The following is a 16608-nucleotide window of genomic DNA, read 5'->3' as shown; positions in this document are numbered from 1 at the left end:
ATAACTTGTTTTACAATTTAATAGAGTAATTGCTTGGAGGGAATAGTATGAATAAAATGGGGAAGGTATTTTTGACGGGCTGCTTTTCGCTGGCGATGGCTGCCGCTTTTGTCGCTAAGCCAGTTACCGCAGATGCGGAGGAAAAGCTCAAGGAGGGAGAGAAGTTTAAACTCACCATTCTCCAGACGAATGACTTTCATGGTCATCTGGATGACATCGTTACGCTGGATGATGGAACCCTTCATCATAATTCTATTGCGAAGTATGCCACCATCATTGAAAATGTGCGCGATGAAGAGGAGAATGTGCTTTTAGTCGATGGGGGGGATGTCTTCCTGCGCGGCGAGTTTCAGGCGGGTCAAGGAGAGTTGGAGACGTCTCTTTTGAAAGCTTTGGACTATGATGCGATGGCTCTAGGAAACAACGACTTCCGCGTTTACCCTGCCGGAGAGGGCACACCGGACAGCCGTTATGAACAGTTAAAGGATTACCACCGCAACGTGAATTTCCCGATCCTTACTGGTAATGTAATGGACAGGGAAACAGGAAAGTACATACAGAATGTAAAACCTTGGAAGAGTTTTGCTTTCAATGGCGTTAAGGTCGGCATGATCGGCCTTACATCGATGAAGCCGGAAATTCGCGGTTGGGATGATGTTGCAGACCTCGATTTCATCGAACCGGTTGAAGCGTTGAATGCATTGCTTCCTGAAGTGAGTGAAAAGTCTGACGTTAACATTGTCCTTTCGCATGCCGGAAATCCTGAAGACCATAAGCTGGCTCTGGTTCCCGGAGTTTCAGCGATAATCGGTGCAGATACACACAAGGTCATCAAAACTCCCGAATACGAATTCAACGGAGAGGTGATGGTGCCAATTACTCAAGCTGGCGGAGAACAAGAACATTATTTGGGCCGCCTGAATTTGACCTTTGAAGTCGTTGACGCCAAAATGACTTTGGTCAAATCGGATGGTTTCCTCTACGACGTTACGAATGTTCCGGCAGATCCAGAGATACAAGCGATTATAGACGATTATCGTGCAGATTTGAAAGCACAATAATCAAATGCTATGAGGAAAGGACAAAGCGAGGTTATTCGCTTTGTCCTTTCTATATTAAAGATAAAGTAAAGACTGCAAGGCTTTTTAATTATTGCTCATTTCCTGCCATTTCCACTGACGAGAGTTGAGCCTAGGTAGAGATTATCTGTTTAGTTTAGCTTAATTCCACTAATTAATGTGCTAAAAAGAATCGTTAGTGAACAAATAATTTGTTAGGTTGTAGAGATTGCAAAAATTTCACTTATTACCATGAAACACCTTTTTTTGTTTGCTGAAAATCGTTTGAAAGAGTACTAATGGGTTCATTCACGAAGTTTCAAACCATTCTCGATATCCATAAACAACCAGTTATTTTTTAACCGCTGATGGTGATAATAAATAAAGAAGAAGGGGCTACTGATTACGTATGATTCACATCATATAGTAAATGAGGTGTTAGTTAAAGACGTTTAACTTAACTACAGGTAGCTTCATTAAAAAATCGATTCGCGCAAGGAGATGGTTCGCTTGCACGTAAAAGCAGAAAACTCATTCAATCATTGTCATTTATGCTTTGAAAGTTGATAAAACTTTTAAGATATAGGGGATGGTTGCTTTGGATGGAAAACTCTAGTCAGATACCCGTATTTACTCTAATGTAGATGAGGTGTTTATCGCAGAGAATTTATGCTGATTCGAAATGAAGTAAACCCCTTTTTCAGACAGGGTGCAACTTTCCGTTGCATCCTGTTTTTATGTAATTTCTTGTTATCACTAGCGTGAGCCACTTTATTTATAGTCCCTTTACTTGTATATTTTTTCATTTTTACCGTAACCTGTGCTGTTAAAAATAAAAGCCTCCAATAAGGAAAAGCATATGGGTAACAAGATGATAAAAAAATAATACACTATTATCGTGGAAGACATAAATCAAACAAGAAGGATGGGATCCTGATGGTTGATGAAAATATACAAAAAAACAAACGGGAACAATGGAAAAAGCAAGTTTTGAATAATCTGAAGAGGGAAGCTGTCAAAAATATCATAGCAGGAATGGGTGACCTAGCAAGATCAGAAGCTAAAGTCAATAATACTTACACTGTATACATCAAGGATGGAAAGATGATGAAGCAATCTTCAAATGGCAAGAGTGTTATCATTAATGGTAAAATTCAAGGTTAACTCAGAAGGGTTAGGAAAAACATTAAGAGTTCTTTTTGTCATTCAACTCCGGCTGCTTATCTATTGAGTTCATTGCGATTTGCCAGGACTGCCACAATTGTTTTAGGACGGATTCCCATTTCATTTGCGATTTTCGCTCTAGATATACTAAGTACAGTCTGCTTTGAGAGGGCATTAAGAACCACTCTAGCCGTCATTGTTGTTTTGATGATTTATTTCCCGCGTTTTAGCAGTGGCCGAAGTGCAGTATTGGGAATGGTCTTTGAAGTAGTTACAACAACTGTCTGGAATCGATTGGTAATCATGGTTACACCCTTAATTGTTATGCTGATTAACCATATCATCGGGAAGAATGATTGTGTTTTGCAAAACGATACGAGCAGCATAAGCAAATAAGGAAGGGAAGGCCATCAACCTGTTGCTTTGCGGACATAGGGATAGGTCAACATATAATATGAAATTGAAAGAGGGGGGATTTCCCTCTTTTTTTAATTCATCCAAAAATCTGATTGTATTAACTCAGTATTGAATATGTCCCTTTTTCAACTTCAGGGGTATAAACAATTTCAAATAAAAAAAATCAAACAGTCATTCACTTTTACTATCTTTTAAATGACCGGAACGGACCACTTTAGTTTTTAAATATTTTTCATTAAACTCGGAAATATCTCCCCATAACGGAACTCTGCCTGCAACGTTGGCACCTGAGTTTTGAAGAGCTTCTAATTTTCTCGGATTGTTGGTGATAAGGGTGACTGGATTAGAGCGCAGGTTTTTTAACACTCGAATGGCGTCATCATAGTTACGTGCATCATCCACAAATCCAAGCTCCAAATTCGCTTCCACCGTATCTAATCCCTTTTCTTGCAGTACATAAGCCATGGCTTTACTAAATAATCCGATGCCTCTTCCTTCGTGATTCGCTAAATAAAATAAAGCTCCGGACCCTTGAGCTGCAATCATTTTCATAGCCTGCTTCAATTGAAAGCCACAGTCACAGCGTTTGCTGCCAAATATATCCCCAGTATGACAAATACTATGCATCCGGATAAGGGCATCAGAGGAGCTTTGAAAATCTCCATACAGTAACACACTGGATTGCTGCAGTTCCGCTAAGTTGGAAGAGGCTAAAGTTTCAATGATCTTTTCTATATTATAAGTACCGTCATCACAAAAATGACCCGCCATATTCTCACATCGTAACCAGCAATACCACTGGAATATAATTGTTTCGCCCTCTAAGTTAACGGGTAATTTGATTGGGCCGACTAAATAAATGGATGTTTCATCACTTTTAATAACGTTAATTTTATCTTCTAATATCAAAGCCACTTTTTCATTAATCATATAAATTTCCTCCCGAAACTTCTAATACTAAGATAATGTTTACTAGTTCATTTCATATTGTACCCAATCCACTCTTTTGTGAATCTTTGATAAATAGAAAAAAACTCCAAATTTATTAATGCAAAAAAAGTCTTCTTTTTGGTGATGGAAAACTTCATATCCATATACTCTAAAATTTATCAATAACCTTACAACAACCTCAATAATGTAAAATTACAGTTTTCACCAACTATTTTACATTTAATTTATTTTCAAGGGTTAGATAGTGAAATTTGTTTATTGAATTTGCATATAATCGAAGAAGAAGAAGAGTTATTTAGTCCTAGGCGATAGTTGAAATTGGAAAACATTTCCGTTAACATATAATAAGAATCATATTTTAGGAGGTTGCGCATTGGTTTTACAAATTAAAGAAGTTACGAAAAAATTTGGGGAATTCACAGCGGTCAACAAGCTTGATTTAACTATCCCTGAAAAAGAAATGTTCGGCTTTTTAGGCGGGAACGGAGCAGGGAAAACGACTACGTTCCGGATGATACTCGGCCTGCTTGACCCCACTGAAGGGGAAGTGATCTGGGATGGTAAGAAAATCGATTATACGACGAGTTCATTGATTGGCTATCTTCCTGAGGAGCGCGGACTATATCCAAAACTTAAGGTGCGCGATCAAATTGTGTATTTGGCTAGATTAAGAGGGATGAACAAAAAGGATGCATTGAAAGAGTTGGAGTATTGGCTAGACCGCTTTATGGTACCCGAGTATATCGATAAGCGAGTTGAAGAGCTATCAAAGGGAAATCAGCAAAAAATCCAGCTTATCGCCTCCATGATCCATAAACCTGAATTGCTTATCCTTGACGAACCCTTCAGCGGACTGGATCCGGTGAATGTGGAAATACTGAAGAAAGCTGTCATTGACTTAAGGGACAGCGGCACGACGATCGTTTTCTCGAGCCATCGCATGGAGCATGTCGAAGAGATGTGTGAGCATCTTTGCATCATGCATAAAGGTTCCCCAGTTGTGGCAGGAAAATTAAAAGAAATCAAGCGTTCTTTTGGTAAAAAGAATGTCTCAATTAAAGCTGATTTTGATCTATCTTTCTTGGATACCTATTCAGGCGTAACAAAAGTCAAGAATACGATGGAAGGGAAAATTCTTCAAGTCACAGGTGAAGATGTGGCTGAGAATATGATTCGTGATCTTGTTCCAAGAGGTTTCGTCAGGAAGTTCGAATTGGAAGAACCATCGCTGACGGATATTTTTATTGAAAAAGTAGGTGCCGTCTATGAATAACTTTTGGATTGTCCTTTCCCATACATATCTATCAAAATTAAAAACGAAATCCTTTATCATATCTACAATCATTATGATGGCACTGATTCTCGTTCTGTCGAATCTTTCTAATCTTATTGATAAATTTGACAGTGATGAACAGGAAAAGGTTGCCGTCATCGATCAGACCGAAGGCAGCTTATTTGATCCTTATAAAAAAGCGGTAGCAGGTGTGAACGATGACCTATCGATACTATCCGCCCAGGATGAAAAGGAAGCGGAGGGAATGGTCAGCGCGGAAGAAATCGTTGGGTATTTGTTAATCGAAAAGGATGAAACTCTCGGCTTCAAGGGAACGTATAAAGCGAATCAAATTTCAGATTCTGCGGTAAGTAATGATTTGCTTTTAGCGCTAACCCAATTGAAGGGGCAAATAACCGCGAAGGAATTGAATTTGACAGAGCAGCAAATCGCTCAATTGAATACGCCGCCAGCATTTGATACGATTGCACTTCAGAAAAATGCAAAAACGGAAGAGGATCTCAATCAAGCACGAGGTCTCGTGTATGTTCTCTTATTCGTGATTTACTTCGGTGTGTTGATGTATGCAACGATGATTGCAATGGAAGTGGCTACTGAAAAAACTTCTCGAGTCATGGAAATCCTGATTTCAAGTGTCCCGCCAGTCACACAGATGTTTGCCAAAATAATGGGTGTTGCATTGCTTAGTCTTACTCAAATGATTTTATTTTTTGGGGTGGGCTATTTCTCGATTAAACAAAACTTGACAGGTATGGATGAAGGATTCTTTTCATTTTTCGGTTTCGGCAACACTGATATCTCAACGATCATTTATGCAATCATCTTCGCTTTACTTGGATATTTTCTGTACGCGACTCTTGCGGCATGCCTTGGGTCCGTTGTCAGCAAAATTGAAGATGTCCAGCAAATGATTTCACCGATGACCATGTTAGTTGTCATCGCCTTCATGATTGCGATGTTTGGACTGGGGAATCCGTCAGCCAGTTATATTACGATCACATCATTCATTCCATTTTTCACGCCGATGATCATGTTCTTGCGTGTAGGGATGCTTGAAGTTCCATTCTGGGAAATCGCCATCAGCATTGCAGTCTTGATTTTAACGATTGTTTTACTTGGAATAATCGGAGCAAAAATCTATCGGGGTGGTGTCTTGATGTATGGAAGCTCAAAATCACTGAAAAGCATCAAGAATGCCTTGCAATTATCCAAGAAAAATTAACTTGAAACCTTGGATCCTTCATTCCTGTTGGAGGTATTCAGGTTTTTTTAAGATAATAATATAGGAACGAAAAGTAGCATAGATATAAGGGAACATAAATATATTCCATTTATGCAGCCACGATTAGGAGTGAATGATTATGAGCAATCTGGTAACGATGACGATAGCTTCAGAAGCGTTTCTCTTGCTATCCTTCATCATTATTATTTTATCGACCAAGAATCCGAAAAGGAATGTTCTCTGGGTCATCCTGTTCATCATTGGAGCTGCACCGCTTTTATATTTAGCCATAGATCATGTGACAAACGATTATATGGACGCTAATATCGGATTGGGCCTTGCCTTTATGTTTACCTGGGTATATAGCGTTGCAGCCTTTATCATTGCCATCATTCTTTTAGTGAAAAAGAAAAGGGATAATAATATTTCACAAGAACAGTAATATTCCCATTATCCAATCAAGTTCCGGTTTTTAATTAGCTTTTTTGGCTTTGAGGATATTTGGGTTCCACATTCACGTTCTTAAGAGTGGAGTCCAAACTTCTCTATCATGGTAATGACTTAAAGATATGGCGGTACGATTTAACTTTTGCTAACAAATTTATTGAATGGAATAATCCTGATTGGGGGATTTAACGAGTTGAAGCTTGTCGGAATGAACAAGGTGAACTTTTATTAGTTGAATTAGAAGATTTAAATCCCTATCTTTCCTTGTTAGAATAATCTGATGCACACTGAAGAACTTTGTAGAGGCAAGGAAAAAAGTCATTCATGAACAAATCTAAAGATATATAAATGTGATTCTTAGCCATACTAATAAAGATTAAAATTTAGTTAGGAGGCAATATTATGGGAAGATCAAACAATCAAAAATCATCTAGCAGAAAAAAATCATTAGCTCAAACTCCCGATAACTTAAAAATCGAACCGGATCGTGTGAATGAAGAGTTTTCGCGTGAGCTAGGTGAAAGTGCGAAAATAAGAGCTACAAGACCTAAATGATATGACCAAAAAAAGTGAAAGATACGGATTGATTACACTCTTTTTGAAAATTTTAGTAAAACAAATCGCGCTGTTTTTTAATAATTTCTATAGAACCAACTTTGCGTTTGTTGAAGAAGACGTTTCACCAAGGACCCTATTAATATGGTCCTTTTTTCTTTGTGAAAAATCAACAGCATTTAACCAGCTTTTTTTAAAAAAATATGGCAATTGTATAAGATCAGAGCAAAAAACACGGTTTTATGCTTTGAAGCTAGACTTTTTCCCTGATGTACCTAATAAAATTACATAACTCTAGTACAACAAAAATAATGGTATGTCTCTATTAAGGTTGTATGTACGAATATACGATTAATTTTTAAAAAACAAACTAGTTCTGAAGCAGGCGACGTCCGCATCGACCACTTGGCTCTTCAAAAAAATGGCCGCATTTGGATCCAATTACCTTTATCCCTGCACAAACGACACCATTTCCTATTGATGGTGAAGAAGACGTTGATGTTAAGGTAACCATTGTCCCAAGAAGCAAAAAAACCAAGTTCCTTTTATGATTACAGGGATAGCCTATGGTATCGCACTTAGTGAACAAACAAGGCTTTCTTTGGCGGAAGCAGCAAAACAAAAACAGAAAGGTCAAAGGAAGAAGATCTTATTAAACGTACCGACATGATAGAAGTTAAGTTCGGACAAGGCGCACTAGCTGGGATGGGTGGAAAAAATTTCACCCAAAAATTTATCAGGTCGGGCTCGTAAAGTGGTGGGGTAAAGAGAATGAGGATGGAGTCTTTTTGAACATTTTTTGAAAATCAAACATTGAAAGATATTAAAAAACTAGTTATGGAAGTGCAAAAGCTGCCGGGAGGTAGCTTTTTTTTCCTTTCCAATAAGGTCGTTTATGTAATTACTATTTTTGCTAAGGTTCTGATGATTATAGATTTCCATTTCTTCTTTTTAGAAAGGATTTGTAAAAGGTGATATATCTACTCCATCTCAATTAAATGTATTTTGTTTTTGTAAACTAAAATATCTAAATTAGACTAGGGTTTATAGCAAAAGCTTGTCTCCATTCATAGGATAAAGAAAGGCTGTAATCAATGTTATTGGATTCAGCGTTCCTAAACGGGTTTTAAGTGTGGATTCCCCTTAATTGTTGTTACAAAAGGAGGTGTTTCTGCCCGTCATAGGGTTAATATGAAGGGAGAGGCTAGAATTGCCAAATGTTCAATTAGTACCATTCCAAGTAGAAGGAATAACAGAAAATACCTTGGAAGTTCCACGAGGTATTAGAATGATTCGTGCACGCTCTATTTGGAGAGAAGGGTTTAAGGGTGAGAACATAGTAGTAGCCGTAATCGATACAGGATGCCAGTCAGATCACCCTGATTTGATTGATCAAATTATTGGTGGATATAATTTCACGGACGATTATTATGGTGATCCTGCCAATTTTGCCGATAATAACGGACACGGGACTCATGTTTGCGGAACCATTGCAGCAGCAGAAAATGGTTTTGGAGTTGTAGGTGCAGCACCTAAAGCGAAGTTGCTGGTACTTAAGGTTTTAAATGGATCAGGAGAAGGAACAACAGAAAACATTACGTCAGCTATTAATTACGCTGTCAATTGGACAGGTCCTAATGGCGAAAAAGTACGGGTTATCTCGATGTCATTAGGGGGACCGGATGATGATCTGGCCTTACATTCGTCGATTATAAACGCCGTTCAATCTAATATAATGGTCGTGTGTGCCGCGGGAAATGAAGGCGATGGTAAGGCCGAAACAGAAGAGTACAGTTATCCAGCTGCATATCCGGAGGTTGTGGCAGTAGGCTCAGTTAACCGGCGTGAACGCATTTCCAGATTTAGTAATTCTAATGGTGAAGTGGATTTAGTAGCCCCTGGAGAGAAAGTTGTATCAACCTTTCCTGGTAACCAATTTGCCGTCTTATCAGGTACATCCATGGCTGCCCCACATGTGTCAGGGGCTGTTGCACTTTTGATAAATAAATTAGAAACAATACTTGGCCGTAAATTAACAGAGTTAGAAGCATTTAATGAACTCATAAATCATACAGTTTCGCTGGGCAAGCCAAAGACCGAAGAAGGGCATGGAATGCTGAAACTAAATCACCAGAAATTAGAAAATATAAAAAAAGTTTTAAGGGAGTTTAGGTAGCCTTAAGATAGAGAACAGAAAAGTGCGGTACTTTCTCTAAATCTAAAGTTGCCTTTAATTGACCAACTTCTTGATCTAATTTCTGAACAACGTCTCCCAGGGGATCTACAATTTGTAAAGAGCCTGCGAATTCCACTCCTAACTGTGTGCCCGCAATATTTGATGCTATAACATACATTCGGTCCTCAATTGCGCGTGCACGAAGTATTCAACTAAAAGGTGTGGAGTAAGAACATACTTTATTTGAAAACAAACATATCTATTAATTTCGGTGTGTTAACTATGCAATTTTAAAACAGACAACCATCTAAAAACTTGAAACCCGTTAAACTTTATCGGGATTATGCCAGCGTAGTGTTTTAAGATCCATAATCACTCATTTCTTCGGAGATGAGTGTTTTTATTTGCCTCCCTAATAGACTCATGTAGTTCATCCTTTTTTGTTTAGCTTCGCATGGGGTATTTTGTGTGTAGTTTTGTTAAACAGACTAAGGAATAGATATACTTAATAAGCAAAGAATAAAGAAATATTGACACAAAAACTTTTCTCTTTGCATAGGGTAGTAGGGTATGGTATATTAATTTCGAGGAGGGATGGTTAATGGATGAAATGATGAGTGGGCAAGAAACGATGAATGAAGAAGATTGCTGTACGACCTCTTCCCACGGCCGAAAGAGTCATCACTCAGAAGCAGTAAAAAAGAATTTAACGACCCGGTTAAATCGAATTGAGGGTCAAATTCGCGGTATAAAGGGTCTTATTGAAAAAGATACGTACTGTGATGATGTGATCACCCAAATATCAGCTACACAAAGCGCGATGAATAGTGTGGCCAAGATCTTACTGGAAGGGCATCTAAGGAATTGTGTGGTTGAACGCCTGAATGAAGGGGATACAGAGGTTATAGATGAAGTGCTAGTAACGATACAAAAATTAATGAAAAAATAAAGGAGTAGTGGTTGATATGGAAAATGTAACATTGAATGTAAGTGGAATGTCTTGTGGACATTGTGTGAATGCAGTTGAAGGGAATGTAGGGAAACTTGCAGGTGTTGAAAGTGTAAAAGTGAATTTGGATGCAGGAAAAGTGGATGTAGCGTTTAATAAGGAAAAAGTAACACTTGAGAAAATAAAAGAAACAATCGATGATCAAGGCTATGATGTCGAGTAAGTTATGAGAGTGCTGTTAAGCACTTCTTTTTTACGAAGAATTATACCCCATAGCGGTATAGAAAGGCGGGGATGATGTGAGCGGCCAAATAAAAGAAACAAGTATGCAGATTACAGGTATGACTTGCGCTGCCTGTGCTAACCGAATTGAAAAAGGCTTAAACAAAATGGAAGGCGTTGAGGAAGCCACCGTTAATTTGGCTCTTGAGAAATCGGTCATTAAATATGATTCGGAAAAATTAAGCAACAAGGACTTTGAAAAGAAAATTCAAGATCTCGGTTATGATGTAGTTAAAGAGAAAAAGGAATTTACGATTACTGGCATGACCTGTGCAGCTTGTGCTAACCGAATTGAAAAAGGGTTAAATAAGTTGGATGGAGTAAGCATGGCCAATGTGAATCTTGCGCTCGAAAATGGGACCGTCGAATATGATCCTTCCGTTGTCTCCCCAGTTGACATCATTCAACGGGTGGAGAAGCTGGGGTATGGGGCGATCATCAAGGAAGATAATATGGATTCCGTGGATTTCCGTCAAAGAGAAATTCAAAAACAAAAGAATACATTCATCTTTTCGGTCGTATTATCTTTTCCATTGTTATGGGCGATGGTAAGCCATTTTAGTTTTACTTCGTTTATCTATATGCCTGATTTCCTCATGAATCCTTGGGTGCAAATGGGATTCGCGACACCCGTGCAATTTCTGATTGGAAAGCAGTTTTATGTAGGGGCTTATAAAGCCCTGAGAAATAAAAGCGCCAATATGGATGTATTAGTCGCAATGGGAACATCCGCTGCCTATTTTTACAGTGTTTATCAGGCGATCATTTCGATGGGATCCCATCACAATACAGCACAGCTTTATTTCGAAACTAGCTCGATTCTTATCACCCTCATTCTTTTAGGAAAGCTGTTTGAAGCAAAAGCAAAAGGACGTTCTTCCGAGGCCATCAAAAAATTGATGGGGCTTCAGGCTAAAACGGCATTGGTTGTAAGAAATGGGGAAGAACGGGAAATACTACTTGAGGAAGTCATCGTAGGGGATACGATTTTGGTGAAGCCGGGTGAAAAGATACCTGTCGATGGAGAAGTAGTCGAAGGGAACTCTGCCGTCGATGAATCCATGTTAACGGGTGAAAGCATTCCGGTGGATAAAACAAACGGGGATACTGTTATCGGTTCAACATTGAATAAGAATGGGTTTATCAAAATGAAGGCGACAAAGATCGGAAGGGATACAGCTCTTTCCCAAATCATCAAAGTGGTTGAAGATGCACAAGGTTCCAAAGCTCCGATTCAACGTCTTGCTGACCAAATTTCCGGTGTCTTCGTTCCAATTGTTGTCGGGATCGCCCTTTTAACTTTTCTGGTTTGGATGATATGGGTTAACCCTGGAGAATTCACCCCGGCTTTTGAAGCGATGATTGCAGTGCTAGTCATAGCCTGTCCATGTGCTTTAGGTCTGGCCACTCCTACATCGATCATGGCAGGATCAGGTAGGGCCGCCGAATTCGGTATTTTATTTAAAGGCGGGGAACACCTGGAAACCACTCACCATATAGATACGGTCATTTTGGATAAAACGGGAACAGTAACGAATGGTTCGCCAGTGCTGACCGATGTCCTCATCGAAAACGGTATGGATGAAGAACAGTTTTTATCTCTAATCGGCGCAGCTGAAAAACAATCTGAACACCCTCTTGCGCAATCAATCGTTCAAGGAATTCAAGCAAGACAGATATCACTTGCCATGGTTGAAGAGTTTGAAGCGATTCCTGGTTATGGGGTAAGAGCTGTAGTGGATCAAAAAGTATTATTCGTCGGAACGCGTAAATTGATGAAGCAAAATAACGTCGATATTACTAAGGCACTTACAGCGATGGAGGAACTAGAAGAGCAAGGGAAGACCGCGATGCTCGCTAGCATTGAAGGGGAATATGCAGGACTCATTGCCGTTGCCGATACGATAAAAGATACCTCGCTTACGGCGATTAAAAGGTTAAAAGCAATGGATATCCAGGTCATCATGATTACCGGGGATAATCAAAGAACAGCAAATGCCATCGGCAAACAAGTCGCCATTGACCATGTGATTGCTGAAGTCCTTCCTGAAGGGAAAGCGGAAGAAGTCAAAAAACTGCAGGCCGCCGGTAAAAGAGTGGCAATGGTCGGAGATGGGATAAATGATGCTCCCGCACTGGCGCTAGCCGATATAGGAATGGCTATAGGAACCGGGACGGACGTAGCCATGGAAGCTGCCGATATCACTTTGATCCGGGGGGATTTGAACAGTATTGCAGATGCAATCCTCATGAGCAGGAAAACGATGCGAAATATCAAACAAAACCTATTTTGGGCTTTTGCTTATAATGTAATCGGAATACCAATTGCGGCAATCGGACTGCTTGCACCGTGGTTAGCGGGTGCTGCAATGGCCTTCAGTTCTGTATCAGTCGTATTGAATGCACTTCGCCTTCAACGGGTAAAGCTCTAAAGATATAATGAAGGTATTTGTACTGACTGAATATGAACATATCACGAACGTTTGGATTTTCATATAATAAAAGCCGATGATTCCTTGGGAAAGAGGATCATCGGCTTTCATCTGGAATGAGCAGATCATGTTCCCTCGAGCTTGCCATACCGAGTTTACTTTAAACAGTAAAATACATAATCAGTAGGTGCGCCACGCTCACCTTGTTGATGTAGCATCGCTGATATATTACCGCGATGATAGGTCCCATGATTCACTACATGATGGATGAGGTCGGCAAGTACAAACTCACAAACACCCATTTTGGGATGTTCAGTTACAATCGTCCGTTCGAGATCAGGCTGTGAAGTAAGAAAATTGTCATATTCTTTTGCAAGTTCATCATAGCAGGATTCCAGTTCATTTAATGAGACCCCGTCTACTTCTTTCCGTCGCTGTTCAACTTTCTTAAAAGTATCTTGAATGGAGCATCCTTTCATTACCTCCAACCAGGTAATATCTGTTGCGTAAAGGTGAACAAGGACTTCCTTGATGGATGGAAAGACACTTTTTATCGTGTCGCCATAGACTCCGTCCGGTAATTGTTTTAGGTTTTGGAACACTTGCTGATTAGCCCACACGTGGTAATCATACATTTTCCTTGCACGGTTCATTTCCATTTTTTCACTCCTTCAATTGTTACATATCCTTTTCGTCATAATTTGAAGAATACCTTCATCAAATCCCAATACTTATCTTTGTTTTGGGTTTTATTTTAGTTACTAATCCAGTAACCTTCTATTAATAAACACGTACACAATTGTTAAAAGTACTAATATGGCCAGTATAAGAATAGTACCTTCATGAGGATAGTCAATCATGCTATTTATAACGATTAATAAGCCTAACAGTGTGAAAAAAACCACCGCCTGTCACCTTCCCCAATAATCTCTTATTGTTAATTCTCTTTTCATTAAGTCCAGCTAACAACCACATTTGTTTTTTGATTCCCACTAAAAAGGAAATCCATAACAGAGCTATACCGATAATCAATAAACCATAGTCCATTTCCACAACTCCCAAAGTAAATTTATTCTTTTTAATTTTATTACGATCAATAATTACAAAAGTTTCCTTTTGTAAAAAAAAAGCAACCTTCATCAGCATTCTTTGTTTTTGATGATGATATGGAAAAATTAGAAAAAAAATGAAATAAATGCACTGAAAAATGTTAACATTAGATTGTGGTTTGTTATGGTTGGAGGGGGAATAAAGGGAAGCGAACGTATACAAACCGTAACTGGAGTAAAAGATTATAATGAAAAAGAAAAGTAGAATGATATGTTAGTAAAACAAAAAAATAAAAAGATTCGGTGATTTTGTGAATAAACGTAAAAGTTATTTTGATTCCAGTTTAGCTATGTTAATCATCTTTCTAATGGTTTTCAGTAGCGTTAGTTTATACAGTGCGCAAAAATATGCACAGCTTAATATAGATTATTTTCAGCAGCAAATTGTCTGGTTCGTGATAAGTGGTGTGATTGTACTGGCCATTTTTTATTTTGATTTCGAGACGATCATGAAACTGACTCCCTATATATATTCATTCTGCATATTGCTGCTACTATTTGTATGGTTGGGTCCCGAGAGCATTGCCCCAGTCCGTAAGGGGGCAAAATCATGGATTGAAATTCCAGGATTAGGCTCCATACAACCATCCGAGTTCATGAAAATATTTTTAATCTTGATGCTGTCCTATATCCTGACTAAACACATTGACAAATATCCGGTAGGGGAGATAAAGGACGATTTTAAGTTACTGTTTAAAATGGGAATGATAGCTGCTTTGCCAATTGGACTTACACTTTTGCAGAATGACTTTGGCACTTCCCTCGTGATGGCCGTCATCACTATGGGGATCATCCTCGTATCGGGAATCAATTGGAAAATGATTGCTTCTGTAGTTGCTTTAGTTGTCAGTATTGTAATTTCTTTGATAGTCACTTATCTTTATGATCCTGATTTATTATTGAACTTACTGGATGGATATCAATTGGATAGGATTAATTCCTGGCTGGATCCGTTTGGCCATGGCCAGGGAATCGGTTATCAATTGAAGCAATCCATATTAGCGATCGGCTCCGGTATGACAGAAGGAAAGGGCTTCAACCAAAGCAATGTATATATTCCTGAAGCACATACCGATTTTATATTTACGATAGTAGCTGAAGAATTCGGGTTTATAGGGGCAAGCTTGCTAATATCGCTTTATTTCTTTATCATTTATAAAATCGTTGCGACTGCACTGAGTTCTTCTTTTTTCGAATCCTTTATTTGTGTGGGTGTCATCTCATTCTTGACCTTTCACATATTTCAAAATATCGGAATGGTCATCGGACTGATTCCCATCACCGGAATTCCGCTGCCACTAATGAGTTATGGCGGAAGCTCGGTGATGGCAACGATGATGGGACTTGGTTTGGTATTGAATGTTTCCTTGAAGAAAAAGGATTATATGTTTTCGGATGGGTGACAAAAGCATTTGGGGAAATTTCGCAATTAATAGAAAGAATAGCATCAAGTGGAAGGTTAATAATTATGTGATTCTACAACTTTGACGGGAAAAGAAATGTTAGCAATCAGATCAAGCAATGCTTGGTCTTTTTTTTATGAATGCAAGGGTCGAAGAAACGGGGATATTGCTTTACAGATATTATGATAGCGTTTATATGTAGGTCATTTAAAAATTAATAAATTGGAAGGCGGTTCAGAGGTTCCACAAAGGCTAGCATCAAAAAATGCGACTGATCAATAGATATCGATAATTTTTAAATTCATGGTTCTTTAAACCCGTAATTTATATATATTTTGAAAAATATAAAATCAATATAGATATATTGGCTTATTAATGGTAAGGTTGAATGGTAACTAATACCCATTCAAGAGGACGCAGTATTTAAAATAGCTTATTAAATTGTATTATACTCTGAACTGTTTCGGCTTCTTCTTATACATAGATTCTTTACATAAACCTGCATGTTTCATAAGAGAATAACTTCTTTAAATGAGGGAACAATGGTTAAAACTATAAAACTGCAAAAAGGGGAATCGAATATCATGAAAAAATTGTGTGCTTTTTCAGTATCTTTGATTATTTTATTTGCTTTTGTAGCTCCTTCCTTTGCAAGTAAAGAATTTATCACCGAGACATCTACAGAACAAGAACCAAAGGAATATGTCTATTTTTTAAAGGTATAGAAATAATATAATGAAGTTATGAGTATTGGAACACCTAACACTGGTGGTATAACTGCCTATGCTCCTATATCAAGTGGATCAACCCAAACAGAAATACCTCCTATTTATAGAACCAACAAAAATACCACCGTAAATGAAGCTAAAAATCTAATTTTCGCATATATGATGAAAAAGATTCCTAAAAAATTAACAGATAGCGTATTTGCAAATTGGCTTTTTGTAAAGTTAAACAGCTGGTCTAAAATTAGTCCAACTTATGTGGGTTCTTGGGTATCAAGTTCATATAGCACCTCAGAAAAGAAAAGAAATTATCATGCGACAGTAGTTCATTATGGCAAAAGTAATTATACATCACCTAAATCAGTTCAATATTTCCAATGTAATTACTGGTTTGGTAAATAATAATCTAGGAAATGGGGAATTA

18 protein-coding genes are annotated in these 16608 nt (G+C 38.3%); 14 read left to right on the top strand and 4 right to left on the bottom strand.

Annotated elements, in window-relative coordinates:
- Nucleotides 1-47 precede the first annotated feature (47 nt).
- The 3 genes from ACFVS1_RS11065 (at nt 48) to ACFVS1_RS11055 (ending at nt 2618) form a co-directional block, all read left to right on the top strand.
- The gene (locus ACFVS1_RS11065; protein ID WP_352924548.1) at nt 48-1061 is read left to right on the top strand and encodes a bifunctional metallophosphatase/5'-nucleotidase; all 1014 of its coding nucleotides are present in this window, start codon (nt 48-50) and stop codon (nt 1059-1061) included.
- 933 nt (nt 1062-1994) lie between these two features.
- Nucleotides 1995-2222 carry a hypothetical protein gene (locus ACFVS1_RS11060; protein WP_387547274.1) on the top strand — a complete coding sequence of 76 codons (228 nt, stop codon included), beginning with the start codon at nt 1995-1997 and terminating at the stop codon, nt 2220-2222.
- 63 nt (nt 2223-2285) lie between these two features.
- A complete protein-coding gene (locus tag ACFVS1_RS11055) occupies nt 2286-2618 on the top strand; it encodes a hypothetical protein (protein WP_387547271.1) in 333 nt (110 codons plus the stop codon).
- A 192-nt stretch (nt 2619-2810) separates the two neighbouring features.
- Here the strand turns inward: ACFVS1_RS11055 and ACFVS1_RS11050 are convergent, their stop codons facing one another.
- Nucleotides 2811-3569, bottom strand: coding sequence for a GTP cyclohydrolase II (locus ACFVS1_RS11050; RefSeq protein WP_352924552.1), 759 nt, complete (start codon nt 3567-3569; stop codon nt 2811-2813).
- A 394-nt stretch (nt 3570-3963) separates the two neighbouring features.
- Here ACFVS1_RS11050 and ACFVS1_RS11045 point away from each other — a divergent pair, with 394 nt between their 5' ends.
- From ACFVS1_RS11045 to ACFVS1_RS11025, 5 genes are all read left to right on the top strand, one after another.
- Nucleotides 3964-4863: an ABC transporter ATP-binding protein gene (locus ACFVS1_RS11045; protein WP_241588888.1), complete on the top strand. Its 900-nt coding sequence runs from the start codon at nt 3964-3966 to the stop codon at nt 4861-4863.
- Nucleotides 4856-6106 (top strand): ABC transporter permease, encoded by a 1251-nt coding sequence (locus ACFVS1_RS11040; RefSeq protein ID WP_387547267.1) that lies wholly within the window; start codon nt 4856-4858, stop codon nt 6104-6106. The genes ACFVS1_RS11045 and ACFVS1_RS11040 overlap by 8 nt, the downstream gene beginning before the upstream one ends.
- Before the next feature lie 139 nt (nt 6107-6245).
- Nucleotides 6246-6548 (top strand): hypothetical protein, encoded by a 303-nt coding sequence (locus ACFVS1_RS11035; RefSeq protein WP_387547264.1) that lies wholly within the window; start codon nt 6246-6248, stop codon nt 6546-6548.
- Between the two features lie 407 nt (nt 6549-6955).
- Entirely contained in the window at nt 6956-7108 is a 153-nt protein-coding gene (locus ACFVS1_RS11030) for a YfhD family protein (RefSeq protein WP_352924558.1), read from the top strand.
- Between the two features lie 1288 nt (nt 7109-8396).
- Complete coding sequence (locus ACFVS1_RS11025) at nt 8397-9284, top strand: S8 family peptidase (protein WP_387547261.1); 888 nt, start codon at nt 8397-8399, stop codon at nt 9282-9284.
- On the opposite strand, the gene ACFVS1_RS11020 is transcribed toward ACFVS1_RS11025, so the two are convergent.
- Nucleotides 9277-9492, bottom strand: coding sequence for a nitrilase-related carbon-nitrogen hydrolase (locus ACFVS1_RS11020; protein WP_387549302.1), 216 nt, complete (start codon nt 9490-9492; stop codon nt 9277-9279). The two genes, ACFVS1_RS11025 and ACFVS1_RS11020, sit on opposite strands and share 8 nt — an antisense overlap.
- Nucleotides 9493-9894: 402 nt before the next feature.
- On the opposite strand from ACFVS1_RS11020, the gene ACFVS1_RS11015 reads away from it, so the two are divergent.
- The 3 genes from ACFVS1_RS11015 to ACFVS1_RS11005 all read left to right on the top strand — a co-directional run bounded on the left by ACFVS1_RS11015 (nt 9895) and on the right by ACFVS1_RS11005 (nt 12947).
- Nucleotides 9895-10233 (top strand): metal-sensitive transcriptional regulator, encoded by a 339-nt coding sequence (locus tag ACFVS1_RS11015; RefSeq protein WP_387549300.1) that lies wholly within the window; start codon nt 9895-9897, stop codon nt 10231-10233.
- 16 nt (nt 10234-10249) lie between these two features.
- Complete coding sequence (gene copZ / locus ACFVS1_RS11010; protein ID WP_241588885.1) at nt 10250-10456, top strand: copper chaperone CopZ; 207 nt, start codon at nt 10250-10252, stop codon at nt 10454-10456.
- A gap of 103 nt (nt 10457-10559) precedes the next feature.
- Nucleotides 10560-12947, top strand: a complete 2388-nt coding sequence (locus tag ACFVS1_RS11005) for a heavy metal translocating P-type ATPase (protein WP_387549298.1) — start codon at nt 10560-10562, stop codon at nt 12945-12947.
- A 155-nt stretch (nt 12948-13102) separates the two neighbouring features.
- Here the strand turns inward: ACFVS1_RS11005 and ACFVS1_RS11000 are convergent, their stop codons facing one another.
- Both ACFVS1_RS11000 and ACFVS1_RS10995 read right to left on the bottom strand, forming a co-directional pair.
- The gene (locus tag ACFVS1_RS11000) at nt 13103-13606 is read right to left on the bottom strand and encodes a DinB family protein (RefSeq protein WP_387547257.1); all 504 of its coding nucleotides are present in this window, start codon (nt 13604-13606) and stop codon (nt 13103-13105) included.
- 202 nt (nt 13607-13808) lie between these two features.
- The gene (locus ACFVS1_RS10995) at nt 13809-14087 is read right to left on the bottom strand and encodes a hypothetical protein (RefSeq protein ID WP_387547254.1); all 279 of its coding nucleotides are present in this window, start codon (nt 14085-14087) and stop codon (nt 13809-13811) included.
- Between the two features lie 220 nt (nt 14088-14307).
- Here ACFVS1_RS10995 and ACFVS1_RS10990 point away from each other — a divergent pair, with 220 nt between their 5' ends.
- The 3 genes from ACFVS1_RS10990 (at nt 14308) to ACFVS1_RS10980 (ending at nt 16586) form a co-directional block, all read left to right on the top strand.
- Nucleotides 14308-15459 (top strand): FtsW/RodA/SpoVE family cell cycle protein, encoded by a 1152-nt coding sequence (locus ACFVS1_RS10990; protein ID WP_387547251.1) that lies wholly within the window; start codon nt 14308-14310, stop codon nt 15457-15459.
- Nucleotides 15460-16001: 542 nt separating this feature from the next.
- Nucleotides 16002-16184 (top strand): hypothetical protein, encoded by a 183-nt coding sequence (locus ACFVS1_RS10985; RefSeq protein WP_387547249.1) that lies wholly within the window; start codon nt 16002-16004, stop codon nt 16182-16184.
- 18 nt (nt 16185-16202) lie between these two features.
- Entirely contained in the window at nt 16203-16586 is a 384-nt protein-coding gene (locus tag ACFVS1_RS10980) for a hypothetical protein (protein ID WP_387547247.1), read from the top strand.
- The last annotated feature ends 22 nt before the right edge of the window (nt 16587-16608 follow it).

The organism is Peribacillus sp. NPDC058075 (genome assembly GCF_042885195.1).
Classification (GTDB): domain Bacteria; phylum Bacillota; class Bacilli; order Bacillales; family DSM-1321; genus Peribacillus.
The sequence above is the reverse complement of the archived record's forward strand: the minus strand, read 5'-3'. Positions and strand labels throughout refer to the sequence as shown.